This window comes from Gracilibacillus massiliensis, from assembly GCF_001458115.1.
Lineage (GTDB): Bacteria > Bacillota > Bacilli > Bacillales > Amphibacillaceae > Gracilibacillus > Gracilibacillus massiliensis.
Genome location: NZ_CZRP01000012.1, coordinates 760705 through 782012, shown reverse-complemented (window position 1 = coordinate 782012; position 21308 = coordinate 760705). Strand labels below are relative to the sequence as shown.

Below are 21308 nucleotides of genomic sequence, written 5' to 3'. Positions count from 1 at the left end.
GGAGTGAATATTCCAAATAGAATAACCATTTCACGTATCATGTTAATCCCAATTTTTATTTTATTACTTTCGTATCCATTTGATTGGGGGCAACTGTCAATTGCAGATCAATCGCTTCCTATCTCACACCTAATAGCAGTAATTATATTTGCTATTGCCTCTGCTACGGATTGGTTGGATGGTTATTATGCAAGAAAATATAAATTAGTAACCAATCTTGGGAAATTTCTAGATCCAATGGCAGATAAGTTATTAGTTTCAGCAGCTTTTATTTTATTAGTAGCTTTAGAAATGGCACCAGCTTGGGTTGTTATTTTAATTATAAGTCGCGAATTTGCTGTGACAGGCTTACGACTAGTGGCAGCAGGTGAAGGTATTGTGCTAGCGGCTGGTCAAATGGGGAAATTAAAAACAGTACTGCAAATTTTAGCAATTATTGTGATGTTATTACATAATATCCCTTTTTCCGCAATGGGTTTACCTATCGACGTCATTTTATTATATGCGGCATTGATCATTACCATATGGTCAGGAATAGAATATTTTATAAAAAATTGGCATGTGATGGGGGATTCTAAATAATGTCAGATATAAAAACAGAGATCATATCTGTTGGTACAGAACTTTTACTAGGTCAAATTGTAAATACAAATGCTGCTTGGATATCGCAGCGTTTAGCAGATAAGGGTCTTTCCGTTTATTATCATACGGTAGTGGGAGATAACGAACACCGATTAACATCAGTTTTTAGTGAAGCTGAAAAACGCTCTGATGTCATTTTTATTACTGGTGGTCTTGGTCCAACAGAAGATGATTTAACACGTGAAGCATTTCAAAATATTTCTGATTTACCAATTATTTATGATCAAGCGACCTTAACAAAAATGGAACAATTCTTCGCTAAAAATAATCGTAAAATGACACCCAATAATCGCAGGCAAGCACATGTGTTTGAAGGTTCGACCGTTTTAAAAAATTCTGTTGGTATTGCTCCGGGTATTATCGTGGAGAATGATAAAAAGGTTTGGGTTTTTATGCCAGGTGTTCCACGAGAGATGAAGGCGATTATGACCGAAGAAGTCATGCCATTTCTTTCGGAAAAATTTAAATTGGATACGGTAATTCGTTCTCGGATGTTGCGTTTTATCGGAATTGGTGAATCACAGCTTGAACATGAGTTGAAAGAATTGATCTCGAATCAAACAAACCCAACAATTGCTCCATTAGCTTCAGAAGGGGAAGTTGCTTTACGGTTAACAGCAAAAGCAAAAAACACTTCGGAAGCGGAACAATTAATCGATACTGTAGAACATAAAATTACAAAAATAGTTGGTCAATATCTTTATGGTTACGACGAAGTAAATATTGAACAAAAAGTATTGGATCTTTTAAAACAAAATAAACTTACGATTGCTAGTGCTGAAAGTCTGACAGGTGGTGCCTTTGCTTCAAGTATTGTAGACCATCAGGGTTCGTCTGTACTTTTTAAGGGTGCTGCGGTTGTCTATCATCCTTATGCAAAAGAAACTGCACTAGAAATCGATTCCAAATTGCTATCCAAACATGGTACCGTAAGTAAAGAATGTGCAGAAGCAATGTCTTCTCAAGTAAAGAAAATCTATCAATCTGATATTGGTATTAGCTTTACAGGAGTCGCAGGTCCAGATAAAATCGAAAATCAAGCAGTAGGTACAGTATATATATCAATTTGTGATAAAGATAATACGTTTTACACGGAGAAATTTCAGTTTAATGGTGATCGTAAAGCGGTTCGAAATAGAGCTGTCAAAAAAGCATATGAAATGTTTTATTATCATTTGAAAGTATGAAAGAAAATATTTAAAGCTCGGTAAAAAAGCATTTTTTCATGAGAGAATCATATGAAAAAGTGCTTTCCTTATTAGGATTTCATCTTTTATAAGGAATTCTCATGAAAAAAAGGGAACATTTATTCGATTTTTTACTTGTGAAACACGTAAAAAGGTTGTAAGATAGTAATAGGAATATGAAGGAGGAATATATGTGAGTGATAGAAAACAGGCCTTAGATATGGCATTAAAACAAATTGAAAAGCAGTTCGGTAAAGGTTCCATTATGAAAATGGGGGAACAAGCAGAACAGAAAATTGCTACTGTTTCCAGTGGATCAATCGCAGTTGATGTGGCGTTAGGTGTTGGTGGATATCCACGAGGAAGAGTTGTTGAAATATATGGTCCGGAATCTTCAGGTAAAACAACGGTATCGCTTCATGCTATTGCAGAAGCGCAACGAGCAGGTGGACAAGCAGCCTTTATTGATGCAGAACATGCACTAGATCCGATATATGCGAGAAAATTAGGTGTTGATGTAGATGAATTATTATTATCTCAACCCGATACAGGGGAACAAGCATTAGAGATTGCTGAAGCATTAGTTCGTAGTGGTGCGGTTGACATAGTTGTTATTGACTCTGTTGCAGCGTTAGTACCGAAAGCCGAAATTGAAGGTGAAATGGGTGATGCCCATGTCGGTCTTCAAGCACGACTAATGTCACAAGCATTGCGTAAACTATCAGGTGCTATTAATAAATCTAAAACTACCGCGATATTTATTAACCAGATTAGAGAAAAAGTCGGTGTCATGTTCGGAAACCCTGAAACAACTCCAGGTGGTAGAGCACTTAAATTCTATTCTTCTGTCCGTTTAGAGGTTAGACGTGCTGAAACCTTAAAAATTGGTAATGATATGGTCGGTAACAAAACCCGTATTAAAGTTGTAAAAAACAAAGTAGCACCGCCGTTTAAACAAGCTGAAGTAGATATCATGTATGGAGAAGGTATCTCAAGACAGGGAGAACTTCTAGATATTGGTTCTGACTTAGATATAGTTCTCAAAAGTGGTGCATGGTACTCCTACAATGATGAGAGACTTGGACAAGGTAGGGAAAATGCAAAACAATTCCTGAAAGAAAATCCTGAAATCCAAGAAGAGATTCACCGTGCAATACGAGCTCATTATGAATTGGATGAAGTAGAAGAAAAAGAAGGAAATGAAGAAACACCTCAAACTTTACTTGATGAATAAGAATAAAGCTCCGTAGCCAATGGTTGCGGAGCTTTAATATTATATAGAGATATCCTTTACATTCCTTGACATCCTAGTGATAGAAGATTAAAATTAACATGTATAATTTAAAAATATTATACATTAAAATTTATTAAAGAGTATTCATTGTACATGCCGACTTAAAAAAGTTGTACAAGTTTATAGCAAGAGGAGGTGAAGGTGTGGAATATCTAGGATTTATTGTCATCTCCATTTTGCTTACAATTATCGGTATTGTTGTTGGTTATCTGATTCGAAAGAAATTAGCGGAGAAGAAAATCTCTAGTGCTGAAGAGTTAGCGAAACAAATTGTGGAAGAAGGTCATAAGAACGCAGAGGTGGCCAAAAAAGAAGCATTGTTAGAAGCAAAAGACGAAAACCATAAAATTCGTCAACAAGCTGATGAAGAGCTAAGAGAACGTCGTGCAGAAATTCAAAAGCTTGAAAGTCGTCTCATGCAGAAGGAAGAAAATCTAAATCGTAAGGATCAAACTTTAGATAAGCGTGAGCTACTGCTAGAAAAGAAAGAAAGTTCGCTTACAGAAAAACAACAACAAATTGAAGAAATGGAAAGCAAAGTTGGAGCAATGCTAAGCGAGCAACAAGCAGAATTAGAACGGATTTCAGGATATACCACTGATCAAGCAAAACAAATTATTTTGCAACGAGTGGAAGAAGAAGTTACGCATGAATCAGCTATGATCATAAAAGAAGCAGAAAATCGTGCGAAAGAAGAAGCAGATAAAAAGGCGAAAAACATTTTATCTCTCGCTCTTCAACGATGTGCTGCAGATCATGTTGCTGAAACTACTGTTTCCGTTGTCAATCTTCCGAATGATGAGATGAAAGGTCGAATAATCGGTCGTGAAGGTCGAAATATTCGGACTTTAGAAACACTTACAGGTATTGATCTAATTATTGATGATACACCAGAAGCAGTTATCTTATCTGGTTTTGACCCAATTCGTCGGGAAATTGCTCGAATTGCATTAGAAAAACTAGTGCAAGACGGTCGTATTCACCCAGCAAGAATTGAAGAAATGGTGGATAAATCAAGACGTGAGGTCGATGAATATATTCGTGATTTTGGAGAGCAGACAACATTTGAAATAGGAGTACATGGTCTTCATCCTGATTTAGTTAAAATTTTAGGTCGATTAAAATATCGTACAAGCTATGGACAAAATGTGCTAAAACACTCTACAGAAGTAGCTTATTTATCCGGTCTATTAGCTGCTGAGCTCGGAGAAGATCAAACACTTGCTAGACGTGCTGGTTTATTACATGACATTGGTAAAGCTATTGACCATGAAGTAGAAGGTAGTCACGTTGAAATTGGTAAGGAACTAGCAACGAAGTACAAAGAAAATGAAGTTGTGATTAATTCAATTGCTTCACACCATGGTGATGAGGAAGCAACTTCTGTGATTGCAGTGATCGTAGCAGCAGCTGATGCATTATCAGCAGCACGACCTGGTGCACGTAGTGAAACGTTAGAAAATTATATTAAACGTTTAGAAAAGTTAGAAGAAATTTCAGAATCTTATGCAGGAGTAGAGAAATCATTTGCTATTCAAGCTGGTAGAGAAGTTCGAATCATTGTCAAACCAGATGAAATCGATGATGCTGAATCTACAAAAATTGCAAGAGATATCCGAAAACGAATTGAAGATGAGTTGGATTATCCAGGACACATAAAAGTCACGGTAATTCGCGAAACTCGTTCTGTGGAATACGCAAAATAGAGACTGTAATCAATAAAATCCAAACGATACTTCGAGTAGATTTCGATATCGTTTGGATTTTTATGCGTAAGGTGAGTTTCCTCATTATTTTACATACAGCTTTAACTCTGAGATATTTTGACTTTTACAATATAGTATGCAAAACTATGGATACTAAAAAAGAAAGGTAGTCGTTCATGAAGATATTATTTATAGGTGATGTTGTCGGTTCACCTGGCAGAGATATGGTACAAGAGTACTTACCGAAACTTAAATCGAAATATCAGCCACATGTAACCATTATAAATGGTGAGAATGCAGCAGCAGGAAAAGGTATTACCGAAAAAATTTATAAAAGTTTATTAGAATGGGGAGCACAGGCAATAACAATGGGAAACCATACCTGGGATAAGCGTGAAATCTTCAACTTTATTGAGGATGCGACATATATGGTGCGTCCCGGTAATTTACCACCGGATACACCTGGAAAAGAGATAGTTTATATTAAATCAAATGGAAAAGAAATCGCTGTAATAAATCTATTAGGAAGAACCTTTATGCAGCCTGTTGATGACCCTTTTCGCAAGCTAGATGAATTAATAGAAAAAGCCAAGAAGCGTACGAACATCATCTTTGTTGACTTTCATGCAGAAGCAACAAGTGAGAAACAAGCTTTTGGTTGGTACACTGATGGGAAAGCAAGTGTTGTTGTAGGAACCCATACCCACGTTCAAACAGCAGATAATCGCATCTTACCTAATGGGACTGCCTATATATCTGATGTCGGCATGACAGGTCCATATGACGGTATTTTAGGTATGGAACGTGATGCAGTGATTAAGAAGTTTTTGACCGGACTACCCGTTCGTTTTGAAGTTCCAAAAACAGGTCGAAATCAACTAAGTGGCGTAATTATTGACGTAGATGCAACTACTGGTAAAGCAACAAAGATGGAACGAATCCAAATAAATGATGATCATCCATTTTTCTCATAACCAAATATTGCTATCGATTTATTTGAAATTTTCGATTTTATCCTTCATAATTAAAAGGAATATCTTTCATTATCATGAATATAGTTAAAGTGGGATAACAATAGCATTTGAAGGAGGTACCAGGGATGGACATATTAAAAGTTTCAGCAAAATCAAACCCGAATTCTGTAGCAGGCGCACTTGCAAATGTATTACGAGAACGTGGTTCAGCGGAAATCCAAGCGATAGGTGCTGGTGCACTTAATCAATCAGTGAAGGCAGTTGCGATCGCACGTGGTTTTGTTGCTCCAAGTGGAGTGGATCTCATTTGTATTCCAGCTTTTACTGATATTATGATTGATAATGAAGAGCGTACTGCAATCAAGTTAATTGTGGAACCAAGATAATATGAATTTTATGTAACCTGTTTGTTTTATAAACAAACAGGTTTTTGTGTGTATTAAAAATAGAATGCAATCTAGCTTTGGGAGTGAAACGGATGATCATTGATTGCCATTGTGATGCATTATTAAAAATGTGGTTGCATAAAGTAGATTTTACAGATGATCTTGTATTAGATGTGAATCTACCTAAATGGCTAAACAGTCCAGTAAAAGTTCAATGTTTTGCTATTTATGTACCTGAACATATCCCAACGGAGTCAAAATTCATTGTCGCTCTTGAAATGATCGATCTATTCTTTGAAAAAATTATTAAACCTAATCCGGATATAAAATGGATCAAACAAAAGGAAGACATAGAACGATTAAAAGATGATGAAAAAGGCGCAATGCTTACCTTAGAAGGACTAGATTGTATCGGATATGATCTTTTTAAACTAAGGTTACTCATTCGACTAGGAGTGAAGATGATTGGCATGTCTTGGAACACAGCTAATTTGGCCGTAGATGGTTTAGGGGAATCAAGAGCTGCTGGACTAACTGATTTTGGCAAAGAAGTAATTCAACTAGCAAATCAAGAAAAAGTGTGGATTGATTTAGCTCATATTTCCTCACAGGGCTTCAAAGACGCTATTAAGTTAGCAGATCATGTCATTGTCTCACATGCTAACAGTCGATCCATCTGTGATCATGAAAGAAACTTGAATGATCATCATATACAGAGAGTCATTGACAAGAATGGATTAATAGGTTTAACATTTGTGAAAAATTTTGTGGTAAGCAAAGAAAAGGCTACTATTAAAGATTTACTCTATCATATGGTGCACTTTTTACATATAGGCGCAGAAAACCATATCGTTTTTGGCTCTGATTTTGATGGAACAGATCAATTTATCGAGCATTTAAGCTCTATTGCTGATTATCGCTCACTGGAATTAGCCATTCAACAAAGTTTCTCTAAGGAACAATGCCAAAAAGTAAGTTATTTGAACTTTATCAGACATTTTCCAGGATAAATAATAAAAACCGATAAATACGCTTTGTATTTCAAGGGGTTATCCCCTATAATAGATGAAGTAGTTTTATCTTTTAAGATGGATTAGAGGTAAGAAAGGAGTTAAACAAAATGAATGAAAAACAACGACTAGAAGCTCAACAAATCAACCAAAAGAATTCAGCGGACGTAAAATCCGATACGAATGATAATTTGGACCGATTAAAGAACATGTCTAGTGATGATTTGATTTCTAAATATTTTCAAACAACATATGAACCACCTAATATGAGAAAAGCGAAAAAACGTTTGAAAAAAGATGTCGATGTTCATTATGATTTCGATATACCATTAGAAATGAAAGCAATAGGAAAAGGGAAGAAGTTCCTCATCCGTACCTATGGTTGTCAAATGAATGAACATGATACCGAGGTAATGGCAGGTATTCTCACTAACATGGGTTATACCCCAACAGAAGAAACCAAAGAGGCAGACATCATTTTATTAAATACGTGTGCAATCCGTGAAAACGCGGAAAATAAAGTATTTGGTGAAATTGGTCATTTAAAGCCACTTAAATTAGAAAATCCGGATGTGATTTTAGGTGTTTGTGGTTGTATGTCACAGGAAGAATCTGTTGTCAATCGTATCCTTAAAAAACATCCATTTATTGATTTAATTTTCGGTACACACAATATCCACCGTTTACCACAGTTGATTAATGAAGCAATGTTTGGAAAAGAAATGGTGGTAGAAGTATGGTCTAAAGAAGGGGATATTATAGAAAACCTTCCGAAAGTCCGTAAAGGAAAAATTAAGGCATGGGTAAATATCATGTATGGCTGTGATAAGTTCTGTACGTACTGTATTGTTCCATATACAAGAGGTAAAGAACGAAGTCGTATGCCGGAGGATATCATCCAAGAAGTTCGCCATTTAGCAGCACAAGGGTATAAAGAAATTACACTATTAGGTCAGAATGTGAATGCATATGGAAAAGATTTGGAATTCGAATATGGACTTGGAGACTTAATGGAAGAAATGAGTAAAATAGATATTCCGCGTGTCCGCTTTACTACATCCCATCCAAGGGATTTTGATGATCGTTTAATTGAAGTATTAGCACAAGGTGGAAATTTGTTAGATCATATTCATTTACCAGTACAGTCTGGAAGTTCAGATGTTTTACGTGTAATGGCACGAAGGTATACGAGAGAACAGTACCTCGAATTAGTTAGAAAAATTAAAAAAGCAATGCCGAATGCCACTTTAACAACCGATATCATCGTAGGATTCCCGAATGAAACCGATGAACAGTTTGAAGAAACGATGACGCTTATGGAAGAAGTTGGTTTCGAAAGTGCTTATACGTTTATTTATTCACCAAGAGAAGGTACACCATCTGCACGTTGGGAAGATAATATTCCAATGGAAGTCAAAAAAGAACGACTTCAACGTTTAAATGCATTAGTTAATAAGCAATCAGCAGAAGCAATGGAACAATACTTGGGACAAACGGTTAAGGTGCTTGTTGAAGGTGAAAGTAAAAAAGATCCCGAGGTATTATCTGGCTATACAGAGCGTAACAAATTGGTGAATTTTAGAGGACCAAAGTCTATCATTGGTGAAATTGTAGAAGTAAAAATCGTAAATACAAAAACATGGACATTAGACGGCGAAATGGTCGAATCAGCAGTTGAGGTGAATTAAATGGCAAAATATACAAGAGCAGAAGTGATTGAAGAAGCGCATAATTTGGCTAATAAGATGGCTAACATTGAAGAAATTGATCGCTTTAAACACTTAGAAGCAAAATTAAATGAAAATAATAAGATTCAAAGTTCCATTAAAAAAATCAAAGCACTACAAAAGCAGGCTGTGAACTTCCAAGCTTATGGTAAACAGGAGGCACTAAAACGTGTCGAAGCTGAAATTGATCGATTACAAGCAGAAATCGATGAAATTCCAGTCGTTCAAGAGTTTAAAGAATCACAAGTTGTAATTAATGATATCTTGCAGCTAGTTACCAATACAATAGCCAGAGAGATTACCAATGAAGTGATTCGTTCAACCGATGGCGATGTATTATCAGGAGAAACAGGCTCGAAAAAAGGAAAAAGCCACTGCTAACAAAAAACCACGATCAACTAACTAGTTGATCGTGGTTTTTTATATGTTAGGAAATCATTGTGAAAAAAGCATAAAGCCTGTTGGTGAATAAAAACAGGATTATGCGACACTATTGTAGTGGTAATTATGAGATATTATATGTGCTTTGCAATCGCTCCGGCTTGTCCGCTTCCCTTTCCGCGGGTATTTCTCCTCAGCTAACTTTTTAAGCAAAGTACGCTTAAAAAGTGGATCTTCGGATAAATACTTCCCGCAGGAGTGGAAGCGGACGCCTGCGCTTTTTAATGTTCTACAACTCAAGCGAGAATAATCATGTCGGCCTATTCACTATTTTCCATCAATTCATCATTAGATTACTTATCAATGTTAGCAATATAAGCTGATTTATTATCTAAGTGTAACCATCCAAAATATAAGCATTTGCTATAGTTGTAGAGTGCCACTAAGCGTAGGCGGCCACTTCCACTCCTGTGGGATTGTTTTCCCTGAAGATCCACTTTTTCATGCGGTTTTTGCTTGGAAAAGTTAGGTCGAGTAAGCGGGAATACTTGATTACTTAAAGTATTCCTCACTCCTCACAGAACCGTGCGTGCGCTATTCACGCACACGGCTCTTCCTATCACCTTTCACAGAATATACGATATATGCCGTCTCAAGTCATATATGTTCGTTTTCGTTCTCGGATTTGGTAATGGATATTTCACCAAAAATAATTCAAACTTCTCCCAACTGAAGGATTTTCGTTGACTCCTTCGATTCATCCATTTAAATAGTAAATTTTTTATACAACGCAGAAAATAGTGGACTTCGTGAGCATTATCCGTGATACAATAATAATTATAGTAGCCCACTAGCGATTGTTGGATTCGGCGCATGATGTCTTGAATATCCCTCGTTCGATTTGCTTTTAACCAAGCTTTATGTTGTTTAATCTTGGCCCGGACTTTCTTCTTACTACTTTTCCGTTTTACACGGTAATTACCTTTCTTGCTTTTACTACAATAGTGCGTAAAGCCAAGAAAATCGAACGTAGATGGTTTCTTCTTTCCGTCACGCTTTGCATCTTTCCAGGCATAAGGACCAAACGAGATAATCTTCGTTTTATCCTCTGCAATTTCTAGATGAAACTTACGTAACCTTTGAATCAGATTCGTGTAGAATCGGTTGGCATCTTCTTTGTATTGGAAACAACACACAAAGTCATCCGCATAGCGAACCATGTAGGCTTGACCCTTACATTGTTTCTTTACTGCTTTCTCAAACCATAGATCCAACACATAATGAAGATAGATATTCGCTAGAACCGGAGAAATGATACCCCCTTGCGGGGTTCCCCGGTCTGTATCGATAAATTTCCCCTCTTCCATATAACCACCTTTTAGAAATCGAGCGATAATACGAAGTAAGTTGGGGTCATTGATACGATGGCGAAGAAACTTCATCATCCAATCATGACTCACATGATCAAAGAATCCTTTGATATCCGCATCTACTATATAATTGGTTTTCCGTTGTTCCATGTATACATTTAAAATCTTTAATGCATCATGGCAGTTTCTATTCGGACGAAAACCGAAGGAACAATCGAGAAAATCATTTTCATAAATGGCATTCAAAATCTTCGTAATACCCATTTGAACGATCTTATCTTCATGTTCGGGGATACCTAGTGGCCGTTTCTTGTTGGAACCCGGCTTGTCAATGTAAGAACGCTTGACCGGAATCGGTCGATAAGCCTTTCTCTTCATTCGTTTCACTAGGCCTTTGATGTTTTGGTCTAAATTCGCTTCGTACATTTCTTTGGTAGTGCCATTCACACCGGTTGCTTTACCTTTCGGTAATTGGTAATGGCACTGTTTCAAGTTACTTTCATTTAGTAAATGTACGAGAGAATTAAAGACAAGGTTCTTATCCGATTTTGCTAATTCTGTTATCCTATTAAGTTTCGTTTCCATAATACGTTCCACCTCTGGGTATGGATTATGTTTCTCTATCAAGGGTGATGACAGGTAACGGCCTTTCCTCCATCGGCATTACCCAACTTCATCAGTACTACGCCGTTATCCGACTTCCTTTAGGCATTTGACAGCCCTCACTTTATTATCGCTTGTTCGTCATTACTTTCTTTATCCGAAAGACCTAAAGGACCTCCCGAGTTACCGCAACATATCAATGTGTAACGTGCCAGGGTCTTCGACTCCGGAGAAGATAGCATTCTCTCGCCTTTAACGAGAATCCTATTGTTGCCTTCTATGCCTCAGAACACATCGACCTTCTCAGCTTTGGTTTTATTTCAGAGCTCTATCCCTCAGCCACTAGGGCTTTCCGGCCCGTTACCTAACTGTCTACGCTTAAAGGCAATGTGTTACCACTTGCCCTCCAAGACTCGCTACAAGTGATTGGCTAGTTCTTACTTGGCGGGAATCCCACCCGCTATATGTTACGACCTATGCTCGGCCGCACCTGAAGGGAAAACCCCACTGCATAGAAAACACTACGAAAGCTTGCTTGAGTAGATGTTGCACTTGTGCCCGTGGTAAAAGGGAAGTGGGCAAGCCAAAGCGGTTTTCACGCACATATATAATCTCATAATTACCACCAGGGTTATCTCACATAATTCTTCTCTTTTTAAATTATAATCTCATATTTGAACGTTTGTGTGGTTTTTGGATATTAAACAATATCATTAGCCTTGGAATCAAGTACACTTTTCTAGGCATCTGCATAGGATGGAGTAGGATCTATGGTCAACTTATTCTTAAAAGAATAAAGGCACTATAGACGAATATCTCGCATATGATGGAATTGAAATAAGAGGGAGGTTATAATTCCATGTCTTTTCTAGACCAACAATACCGAGAAATTATAACAAAAGCGGTCATTGGCAAGGGTAGAAAGTTTAAGCAAGAAACGAACACCATTACACCATCACATCGTCCATCAAGTATATTAGGTTGTTGGATCATCAATCATAACTATCACGCAAAATTAGTAAAAAAAGAAACAGTAGAAATTCGTGGTCACTATGATGTAAATGTTTGGTATGCATATAATGACAACACAAAAACAGAAGTAGTAACAGAGCGCGTCGAATATTGTGATTATGTACCATTATCCATTCGTGATAAACAACACATTGGTGATGAGTGCGAAGTTCTTGCAAAAGTAATTCAACAGCCAAATTGTTTAGAATGCAGTATTGAAACAAAAGGTAACAAAATTAAAGTAGATGTTGAACGAGAATTTTTAGTTGAAGTAATTGGTGAAACTAAAATCTGTGTCAAAGTAGATCCTGAAGGAAAAGTATACGATGATGAAGATTGGGACCTAGCAATATCAGACGATGAACTAGATGAAATCGATCCAGATTTCCTTGATGACGTAGAAGAAGAATAATACCTACAGTGTGGGGAAAGCTCACACTGTATTTTTTTATAGTATTTATCTATAAAGCAGTTCTGTGCTATAATATGACAAGAATGATAGGATGTTGGGGGATACTATAATGGGTTTTACGCCAATGATACAGCAATATTTGAAAATCAAAGCAGATTATCAAGACTGCTTTTTATTTTTCCGTTTAGGAGATTTTTATGAAATGTTTTTTGAGGATGCTAAAAAAGCTGCCCTTGAACTTGAAATAACACTAACAAGTCGGGATGGTGGAGGTGAAGATCGAATACCGATGTGTGGTGTTCCTTACCATTCAGCGGAAAATTACATAAAAGCGTTAATTGAAAAAGGGTATAAGGTAGCCATTTGCGAGCAGGTGGAAGACCCTAAAGTTGCTAAAGGGGTTGTCAAAAGAGAAGTCGTTCAGTTGATCACACCTGGAACCGTAATGGAAGGGAATATGCTTGATGATAAAGAAAATAATTATTTAGCAGCGGTAACACAAACAGCAGAACATCAATTCGCGTTTGCCTACACCGATATGTCGACTGGTGAAACGTTTGTTATGGAGATCAAACGGGGATGGGATGCGGTATTAAGTGAATTATACAATCGGCCTATTAAAGAAATTGTTGTGGAGCAAAGTCTTTCAGTCGATAACATTAGCGAACTGACCGACAAAATGCAATTAACGGTTTCCTATGCAAAAGAGATCAAGCTACCAGAAGATATGAAATTATTAGTTGACAATGTGGAAGACACATCTTTAAAACAGACCTGTCTTGTACTTTATAATTATTTATTTCATACTCAGAAACGTGCGATTGAACACTTAAAAAAAGCACAAGTTATCGAATTAGAAGAATATATGACATTAGATATGTATTCCAAACGAAATTTAGAAATAACTGCTTCTTTAATGAGGAAAGAAAAGTTTGGAAGTCTCTTATGGGTAATTGATCGCACCGTAACGGCAATGGGTGCTCGGAAATTAAAGAAATGGTTAGAGCGCCCATTATTGACTCAATCCTTAATTGAGAAACGTCTTGATCTTGTTACAGGATTTTATGATCAATTTTTTGAACGTGAAGAAATTAGAGAAGCGCTGCAATCGATTTATGATATGGAACGATTATCTGGTAGGGTGTCATTCGGTAATGTGAATGCACGTGACTTGATCCAATTAAAACGCTCGTTAGCGAAAGTGCCGTATATTAAAGAGCAATTGAAACAATTTGATAGTGAAGCAGTAAAAGAGTTAGCGGATGGTATCAATGGTTTACCGCAATTGTTTGATTTGTTGGAAAAAGCAATTGCGGAAGATCCACCTATTTCGATCATGGATGGCAAAATTTTAAAAGATGGTTATAACAAATCATTAGATGAATACCGTCATGCATCAACAAATGGTAAGGATTGGATTGCAGAATTAGAGCAAAAGGAAAAAGCAGAAACAAATATTAAATCATTAAAAATAGGATTTAATCGAGTATTTGGTTATTACATTGAAGTAACGAGACCAAACCTGCCATTAATCCCAGAAGGGCGTTACCAAAGGAAACAGACCTTAACTAATGCAGAACGATTCATTACAGACGAACTGAAGGAAAAAGAAACATTGATATTGGAAGCAGAGGAAAAAAGTGTTGATTTAGAATATCAGCTCTTCTTAGAAATTAGGGAAAAGGTAAAAGATTTCATTCCAAGTTTGCAACGCTTAGCTGACGTTATCAGTGAGATTGATGTGTTACAGAGCTTTGCGACCGTAAGTGAAGAAAATAATTATGTCAAACCAACCTTTACCACCGATGATCATGTCTATTTAGAAGAAAGTCGTCATCCAGTAGTAGAAAAGGTTATGAAGGATGAATTTGTCCCAAATACGATCGATTTGTCAGAAGATAAGCATTTATTATTAATAACCGGGCCCAATATGTCTGGTAAAAGTACGTATATGCGTCAATTAGCCTTAACAGTTATCATGGCCCAAGTTGGATGCTTTGTACCAGCTAAAAAAGCAAAAATAGCTATTGTTGATCAAATTTTTACTCGTATTGGTGCGGCCGACGATCTTGTATCTGGTCAAAGTACGTTTATGGTCGAAATGTTAGAAGCAAATCATGCGATTCAGCATGCGACCAAAGATAGTTTAATTTTATTAGACGAAATTGGCCGTGGTACCAGCACGTATGACGGTATGGCCTTAGCTCAGGCGATCATTGAATATATTCATGACCATATCAAGGCAAAAACACTATTTTCAACACATTATCATGAACTAACAAGTCTTGATGATCATTTGCCCGCTCTGAAGAATATCCATGTACGGGCAGAAGAGATTGAAGGAAAAGTCGTTTTTCTTCATCAAATTCACGACGGGGCAGCGGATGAGAGTTATGGTATTCATGTTGCACAATTAGCTGGTTTGCCGGATCCATTAATAAATAGAGCGAATGTGATTTTATCGGATTTGGAAGGTATGACGAAAGAAAAACCGCAAACGGACAAGAATAAGGAAGAGCAAGCATTGGCGATGGAACAAATGGCCTTTTTCGCACAAGAACAACCAACAAAGAAGCAAGAAAGTACCGAAAATCAAGCGATTATTAACACGATTAAAAAATGGAATTTGTTAGATATGACCCCGATGGATGCCATGAATGAGTTGTATCAATTACAGAAGAAAGTGGAAGAAAAAAAGAGGTGAAAGTAGATGCAAATCAACGAACTACCGGATTATTTAGCTAATAAAATAGCAGCAGGTGAGGTCGTTGAGCGTCCGGCATCTGTTGTAAAAGAATTGGTGGAAAACAGTGTGGATGCCAAAAGTACATCAATTAAAATTGATATTCAAGAAGCAGGCTTACAAGAAATAAAAATAACGGATGACGGCATTGGTATTCCACATGACCAATGTAAGAAAGCATTTTTACGTCATGCGACAAGTAAAATTCAGAGTGAAAATGACCTCTTTCATGTTCGTACTTTAGGTTTCAGAGGGGAAGCCTTAGCAAGTATCGCTGCAGTTAGTCGACTCGAACTAAAAACGTCAACAGGAGAAGAAGCTGGAACTAAAATGAGTATCGAAGGTGGCCACATTAAGGAAGAAGCTCGCAGTGATGCTCGAAAGGGAACAGAAATTACGGTTCAAGATATCTTTTTTAATACTCCGGCAAGACTGAAATATATGAAAACTGTTCACACTGAATTAGGGCACATCACCGATATTATTAATCGTATGGCTTTTTCTCATCCAGAGATTCGCTTTGAATTAACACATAATGAGAAACGGATTTTTCAAACTACTGGTAAAGGTGATTTAAGGCAAATCGCATCATCTGTTTATGGTATGTCAGTAGCGAAACAAATGATTCCTGTTCAAACAAGAACATTAGATTACGAGATTAATGGTTTTATTGTCAAACCTGAAGTAAATCGTTCTTCAAGAAATTATATAACGACAATCGTAAATGGTCGGTTTATTAGAAGTATTGGATTAGCAAAAGCGATAACAAATGGTTTTCATACTTTTCTACCAATTGGCAGGCAACCGATCGTTGTATTAAATATATCGATGGATCCTTATTTAATTGATGTTAATGTTCATCCAACTAAATTAGAGGTTCGGTTTAGTAAAGAAAAAGAGTTATTTCAAGCGGTGGAACAGATGGTCAAAGATGCATTACACCAGCAGACACTAATTCCTAGTGGTCCCAAAACAAGCATTAAAAAAGAAAAGTCTGATCAACCGCAATTTGAATTTGATCAACCAACACCAACAACAAAACATTTTGCCAAACAAAAAACGGAAATGGAACAAAAACTGGAAGATAGTGCGTTTATTAGGGAAACAGAGCCTGTAGGAACAAGTATAAGCAGAGAAACATCTGATAAAGAACAGACTGAATCGACGGAAGAATCGGTACCATTCCAATCTGAGACCACTGCTGTCGAAGAAGATCGCGTACCTAAAATGTATCCTATCGGACAACATCACGGAACCTATATTTTGGCCCAAAATGATCTAGGGTTATATATCATTGATCAACATGCTGCACAGGAAAGAATTAAATATGAATTTTTCCGTGACAAAATTGGGGAAGTGGAAAGTCATATTCAAGACTTATTAGTACCTTTAACGTTTGAATTCACCCAACAAGAAGCACTTCTTATTGAACAATATTTGGATGAATTTAAGAAGGTAGGTTTATTTTTGGAAGCCTTTGGCCAAAATGCCTATATCGTTCGTTCTCATCCTTATTGGTTCCCAAGAGGGGAAGAAACCGAAATCGTTCGCGATATGGTAGATCAATTGATTCATGATAAGCAAGTGAATATTCATAAATTAAGAGAAGAAGCTGCTATTTTAATGTCGTGTAAACGTTCGATCAAAGCGAATCACTATCTAAATATAGATGATATGCAGCAATTGCTCGATGATTTGCGTCAATGTCAGGAACCTTTTACTTGCCCACATGGTAGACCGATTATTATACAATTTACCAAATATGAAATGGAAAAAATGTTCAAGCGAGTTATGTAAATAGATGAAGGTTTGGCTAAATTCATGTATACTGTAACAAAGAATGTAAAGTCACCATTGGAAGTGATAACTTGAAAGAGAAATTAGTAGTGATTGTTGGACCGACCGCAGTAGGAAAAACTGCACTTTCTATTGAATTGGCCCAGGCTTTTAACGGTGAAGTAATCAGCGGGGATTCGATGCAGGTTTATAAGGGATTGGATATTGGTACTGCAAAAGTAACCGATGAGGAAAAGTCGGGGATAGCCCATTATATGATTGACATATTAGATCCTGCCCAATCTTTTTCGGTAGCTGATTTTCAAAAACGGGTAAACCAACATATTAAATCCATTGTGGCTAATGACAAACATCCGATAATTGCCGGTGGAACAGGGTTATATATTCAATCTGTTCTATACAATTATCAGTTTTCAGATAGTAAACGATCTAATCAGTATCAAGAAAATATTGAACAAGAGATCGAACATAATGGTATTGAAAAGGTTTATCAGCGGTTGAAAAATGTTGACCCACATCAAGCAGAGAAGATTCATCCAAATAATCATCGTCGCGTTATACGAGCATTAGAGGTTTACGACCGTACTGGAATAACGATGACAGATTACCAAAAAGCACAACAAATGGAGTCAAACTATGATTTTCGAATAATAGGACTAGAAATGGATCGTAAATTGTTATATGATCGTATCAACGAGAGAGTAGACAAGATGATTGAAAATGGTTTAATAGATGAAGTAAACCATTATTATCGACAAGGATTAGAAAATGCCCAAGCAATGAGAGGAATTGGTTATAAAGAAATCATTCCTTATCTAAAAGGGGAACAGTCCTTGGAAGAAGTGGTAGATCTATTGAAGCGCAATTCTCGTAGATTTGCTAAACGTCAATATACTTGGTTTAAAAACAAAATGCCAGTCGAATGGTATCCGATTACAGTAGAAACCAAAGATCAAGTTTTTCAAACTATTTTATCAGATTTAGAAGGATTCTATAAAGAAAGATAGAATAATTTAAGTATAGAGAAAATAGAGGAGGATCTACCATGTCTCAATCAGTAAATATTCAAGATCAATACCTTAATCAACTTCGAAAAGAGCGTATTCCATCAACTATCTTTTTGACCAATGGTTTTCAATTACGAGGTGTAATTAAGGCTTTTGATAACTTCACGGTCATGCTGGAAACAGATGGTAAACAACAATTGATTTTCAAACATGCAATATCTACTTTTGTTCCATCTAAAAATGTTACGATTGATAAGGAATAAATGACAGATAGTAGGCGCTATGAAGAAGTAGCGCCTTTTCCTATGCATTAAAATAAACAGATATGTCAAAAATAAGTAGAAAAGTGAGTAGGTGATCGATATCGAGAAAGTATTATTAGTAGCTGTCATGCATGATAAAAGTAATGAGGAACAATTCTACTATTCACTCAATGAACTAGAAGCTTTAGCAAAAACAGCAGAGGGGCAAGTAGTAGATACAATAATTCAAAAGCGGCCAACTCCACATCGTGCTTTTTATGTGGGTGAAGGTAAATTAGAGGAAATTAAAGAGAAATTAGAAGAGCATGAAATAGAAGTAGTCATTACAAATGAAGAATTGTCTGGTGGTCAAATCCGAAATCTCCAAGAACAACTTGACGTTCGTGTGATTGATCGCAGTCAATTAATATTAGATATTTTTGCTGCAAGAGCGCGAACGAAAGAAGGGAAGCTTCAAGTAGAATTAGCACAATACACCTATATGCTTCCACGATTACACGGCCAGGGAACTGATTTATCAAGGCTTGGTGCCGGTATCGGAACGAGAGGTCCTGGTGAAACTAAATTAGAAAGCGATCGTCGACATATTAGAAGACGGATGGATGATATTAAAAAACGGTTAGAGCAAGTGGTAAATCAGCGCGATCAGTATCGTGGCAATCGAAAAAAACAACAATTATTTCAAATCGCAGTGGTAGGTTATACCAATGCTGGTAAGTCGACATTATTTAATAGTTTAACAAAAAGCGATTCTCTTTATGAAGATAAACTTTTTGCCACCCTTGATCCATTATCAAGACGAATGAAGTTACCATCTAATTTAGAAGTGTTGCTGACAGATACGGTTGGTTTTATTCAAGATTTACCGACCGCTTTAATTGCCGCATTTCGTTCGACATTAGAAGAAGTGAAAGAAGCAGATATTATTCTACATGTAATTGATGTAGCGGCACCAAATAAAGACGAGCATGAACAAACGGTTTATCGGTTATTATCCGAGTTAGATGCAGATCAAATTCCGATGTTAACCGTTTATAACAAGAAAGATTTAATAGACGATGCTGATTTTGTACCCGGTTCCCATCCGTATTTACTTATTAGCGCCTTAGATGAGCAAGACATTAGAAATGTAAAAATCGAAACAGAAGCACTGATTAAACAACAATGGACGTACTTTTCTGGATTTGTTCCCGAACATGAGTCAACGAAATTAGCGAAAATACGTCAGTACACGATATTGGAAAAGGAAGAATATCAAGAATCAAGATTAGCTTACCGTGTGGAAGGGTTTGTAGACCCGAACCATGCAATTATGAAAGAGATAAAGGAGTTTCATCAAGAATGAACGAATCGTTATTGATTAGGGAAATCGAGAAAAAGATAGAACCTATTTTTACAAACATTCACCAAATAGAATTGAATAATCAAGAGAAAGTATTGAAAGCATTCCGTAACCATCAAGTGAGTGATAGTGACTTTAATCCAACAACAGGCTATGGCTATGATGATTTTGGCAGGGATAAGTTGGAGGCCGTATATGCAAATATTTTTGGAGCGGAAGATGCACTTGTCAGACCTCAGATCACTTCTGGCACACATGCGATTAGTACAGCGCTCTTTGGTGTTCTAAGACCAGGACAAGAGTTATTATATATTACGGGTAAGCCATATGATACATTGAACAAAGTGATTGGCGACGATCAGCATGTTCCTGGTTCATTAGTGGATTTTGGTATAAGCTATCGTCATATCGAGTTGAAAGATGGAAAAATAGATATCGAAGCACTGTCGAATGCCGTTTCGGAAAAAACACGTGTGGTTGCTATTCAAAGGTCAAAAGGTTATGATGATCGACCATCGATTACAATGGATGAAATGCAAAAAGTGATCGAGAAAATCAAACAGATAGATCCTAACACCATTATATTTGTTGATAATTGTTATGGGGAGTTTGTCGAAACGCTTGAGCCAACGGATATTGGAGCCGATTTAATAGCAGGCTCTCTGATAAAAAACCCTGGCGGGGGAATCGCTAGGATGGGAGGATATATTGTCGGAAAGAAAGAATATATCGAGATGGCGGCCAATCGCTTAACAGCACCGGGGATTGGAAAAGAAGTTGGTGCGAGCATTGGAATGTTACAAGAGATGTATCAAGGTTTATTTTTAGCCCCACATGTGGTAAGTGAAGCTTTAAGAGGAGCTGTTTTCACTTCTGCTTTTTTAACCGAATTAGGCTACCATACTTCTCCAAAATATGATGCAAAGCGCACAGATCTTATACAATCCGTTATTTTTCAAAATGCAGAGAAAATGATAGTCTTCTGCCAAGCGATTCAAAGACAGTCACCAATTAACTCACATGTTTCGCCATATCCGGCACCGATGCCAGGTTATGAAGATGACGTTATTATGGCAGCAGGAACCTTTATTCAAGGAGCAAGTTTAGAATTAACAGCCGATGGACCAATTCGACCTCCATATATTGCTTATGTTCAAGGTGGACTTACATATAGCCATGTCAAACTAGCTGTGATAGAGGCTGCGAAGGAATTAACTTAATATAATAAGAAAAGATTAAAAAGTAGTTTGTAGTTGGATATATTCCAGCTTGAACTACTTTTTTATTTTTATGCAAGATCATATTTTAAAATAATCGCGTGTGGCTTAACTATAAATGGGGAATAGATATTATTGTAGACTTACTATATTTTTATCATGTTAACTTACCTCACATCTCTTGACACAAAAATTACACCGTGTATAATATAGTTATAGAAAACAGATGGAAGGGG

17 protein-coding genes are annotated in these 21308 nt (G+C 36.8%); 16 read left to right on the top strand and 1 reads right to left on the bottom strand.

Going from position 1 to position 21308, the window contains the following annotated elements; genetic code table 11:
• The first annotated feature begins 3 nt into the window (after positions 1-3).
• The 9 genes from pgsA to BN3107_RS11365 all read left to right on the top strand — a co-directional run bounded on the left by pgsA (position 4) and on the right by BN3107_RS11365 (position 9307).
• Positions 4-582 (top strand): CDP-diacylglycerol--glycerol-3-phosphate 3-phosphatidyltransferase, encoded by a 579-nt coding sequence (gene pgsA, locus BN3107_RS11405; protein ID WP_058307749.1) that lies wholly within the window; start codon positions 4-6, stop codon positions 580-582.
• The gene (locus tag BN3107_RS11400) at positions 582-1829 is read left to right on the top strand and encodes a competence/damage-inducible protein A (protein ID WP_058307748.1); all 1248 of its coding nucleotides are present in this window, start codon (positions 582-584) and stop codon (positions 1827-1829) included. The genes pgsA and BN3107_RS11400 overlap by 1 nt, the downstream gene beginning before the upstream one ends.
• 193 nt (positions 1830-2022) lie before the next feature.
• Positions 2023-3063, top strand: a complete 1041-nt coding sequence (gene recA / locus BN3107_RS11395; protein ID WP_058307747.1) for a recombinase RecA — start codon at positions 2023-2025, stop codon at positions 3061-3063.
• A gap of 203 nt (positions 3064-3266) precedes the next feature.
• Positions 3267-4829 carry a ribonuclease Y gene (gene rny, locus BN3107_RS11390; protein WP_058307746.1) on the top strand — a complete coding sequence of 521 codons (1563 nt, stop codon included), beginning with the start codon at positions 3267-3269 and terminating at the stop codon, positions 4827-4829.
• 176 nt (positions 4830-5005) lie between these two features.
• Complete coding sequence (locus BN3107_RS11385) at positions 5006-5803, top strand: TIGR00282 family metallophosphoesterase (protein ID WP_058307745.1); 798 nt, start codon at positions 5006-5008, stop codon at positions 5801-5803.
• A 125-nt stretch (positions 5804-5928) separates the two neighbouring features.
• Entirely contained in the window at positions 5929-6189 is a 261-nt protein-coding gene (locus BN3107_RS11380) for a stage V sporulation protein S (protein WP_058307744.1), read from the top strand.
• A 92-nt stretch (positions 6190-6281) separates the two neighbouring features.
• On the top strand, positions 6282-7199 hold the full coding sequence (locus BN3107_RS11375) for a dipeptidase (RefSeq protein ID WP_058307743.1): 918 nt from the start codon (positions 6282-6284) through the stop codon (positions 7197-7199).
• Positions 7200-7309: 110 nt separating this feature from the next.
• On the top strand, positions 7310-8887 hold the full coding sequence (gene miaB / locus BN3107_RS11370) for a tRNA (N6-isopentenyl adenosine(37)-C2)-methylthiotransferase MiaB (protein WP_058307742.1): 1578 nt from the start codon (positions 7310-7312) through the stop codon (positions 8885-8887).
• Complete coding sequence (locus BN3107_RS11365; RefSeq protein WP_058307741.1) at positions 8888-9307, top strand: RicAFT regulatory complex protein RicA family protein; 420 nt, start codon at positions 8888-8890, stop codon at positions 9305-9307.
• A gap of 626 nt (positions 9308-9933) precedes the next feature.
• On the opposite strand, the gene ltrA is transcribed toward BN3107_RS11365, so the two are convergent.
• Complete coding sequence (gene ltrA / locus BN3107_RS11360) at positions 9934-11262, bottom strand: group II intron reverse transcriptase/maturase (RefSeq protein ID WP_058307430.1); 1329 nt, start codon at positions 11260-11262, stop codon at positions 9934-9936.
• An 877-nt stretch (positions 11263-12139) separates the two neighbouring features.
• Here ltrA and BN3107_RS11355 point away from each other — a divergent pair.
• From BN3107_RS11355 to BN3107_RS11325, 7 genes are all read left to right on the top strand, one after another.
• Positions 12140-12703, top strand: a complete 564-nt coding sequence (locus tag BN3107_RS11355; protein WP_058307740.1) for an outer spore coat protein CotE — start codon at positions 12140-12142, stop codon at positions 12701-12703.
• Between the two features lie 109 nt (positions 12704-12812).
• Complete coding sequence (gene mutS / locus BN3107_RS11350) at positions 12813-15407, top strand: DNA mismatch repair protein MutS (protein ID WP_058307739.1); 2595 nt, start codon at positions 12813-12815, stop codon at positions 15405-15407.
• A 6-nt stretch (positions 15408-15413) separates the two neighbouring features.
• A complete protein-coding gene (gene mutL, locus BN3107_RS11345) occupies positions 15414-17243 on the top strand; it encodes a DNA mismatch repair endonuclease MutL (protein WP_058307738.1) in 1830 nt (609 codons plus the stop codon).
• Positions 17244-17314: 71 nt separating this feature from the next.
• Positions 17315-18250, top strand: a complete 936-nt coding sequence (miaA, locus tag BN3107_RS11340; RefSeq protein ID WP_058307737.1) for a tRNA (adenosine(37)-N6)-dimethylallyltransferase MiaA — start codon at positions 17315-17317, stop codon at positions 18248-18250.
• 38 nt (positions 18251-18288) lie between these two features.
• Positions 18289-18513 (top strand): RNA chaperone Hfq, encoded by a 225-nt coding sequence (hfq, locus tag BN3107_RS11335; protein ID WP_058307736.1) that lies wholly within the window; start codon positions 18289-18291, stop codon positions 18511-18513.
• A gap of 91 nt (positions 18514-18604) precedes the next feature.
• The gene (gene hflX / locus BN3107_RS11330) at positions 18605-19858 is read left to right on the top strand and encodes a GTPase HflX (RefSeq protein ID WP_316245028.1); all 1254 of its coding nucleotides are present in this window, start codon (positions 18605-18607) and stop codon (positions 19856-19858) included.
• The gene (locus BN3107_RS11325; RefSeq protein ID WP_058307735.1) at positions 19855-21075 is read left to right on the top strand and encodes a methionine gamma-lyase family protein; all 1221 of its coding nucleotides are present in this window, start codon (positions 19855-19857) and stop codon (positions 21073-21075) included. Before hflX ends, BN3107_RS11325 begins: the two co-directional genes overlap by 4 nt.
• The last annotated feature ends 233 nt before the right edge of the window (positions 21076-21308 follow it).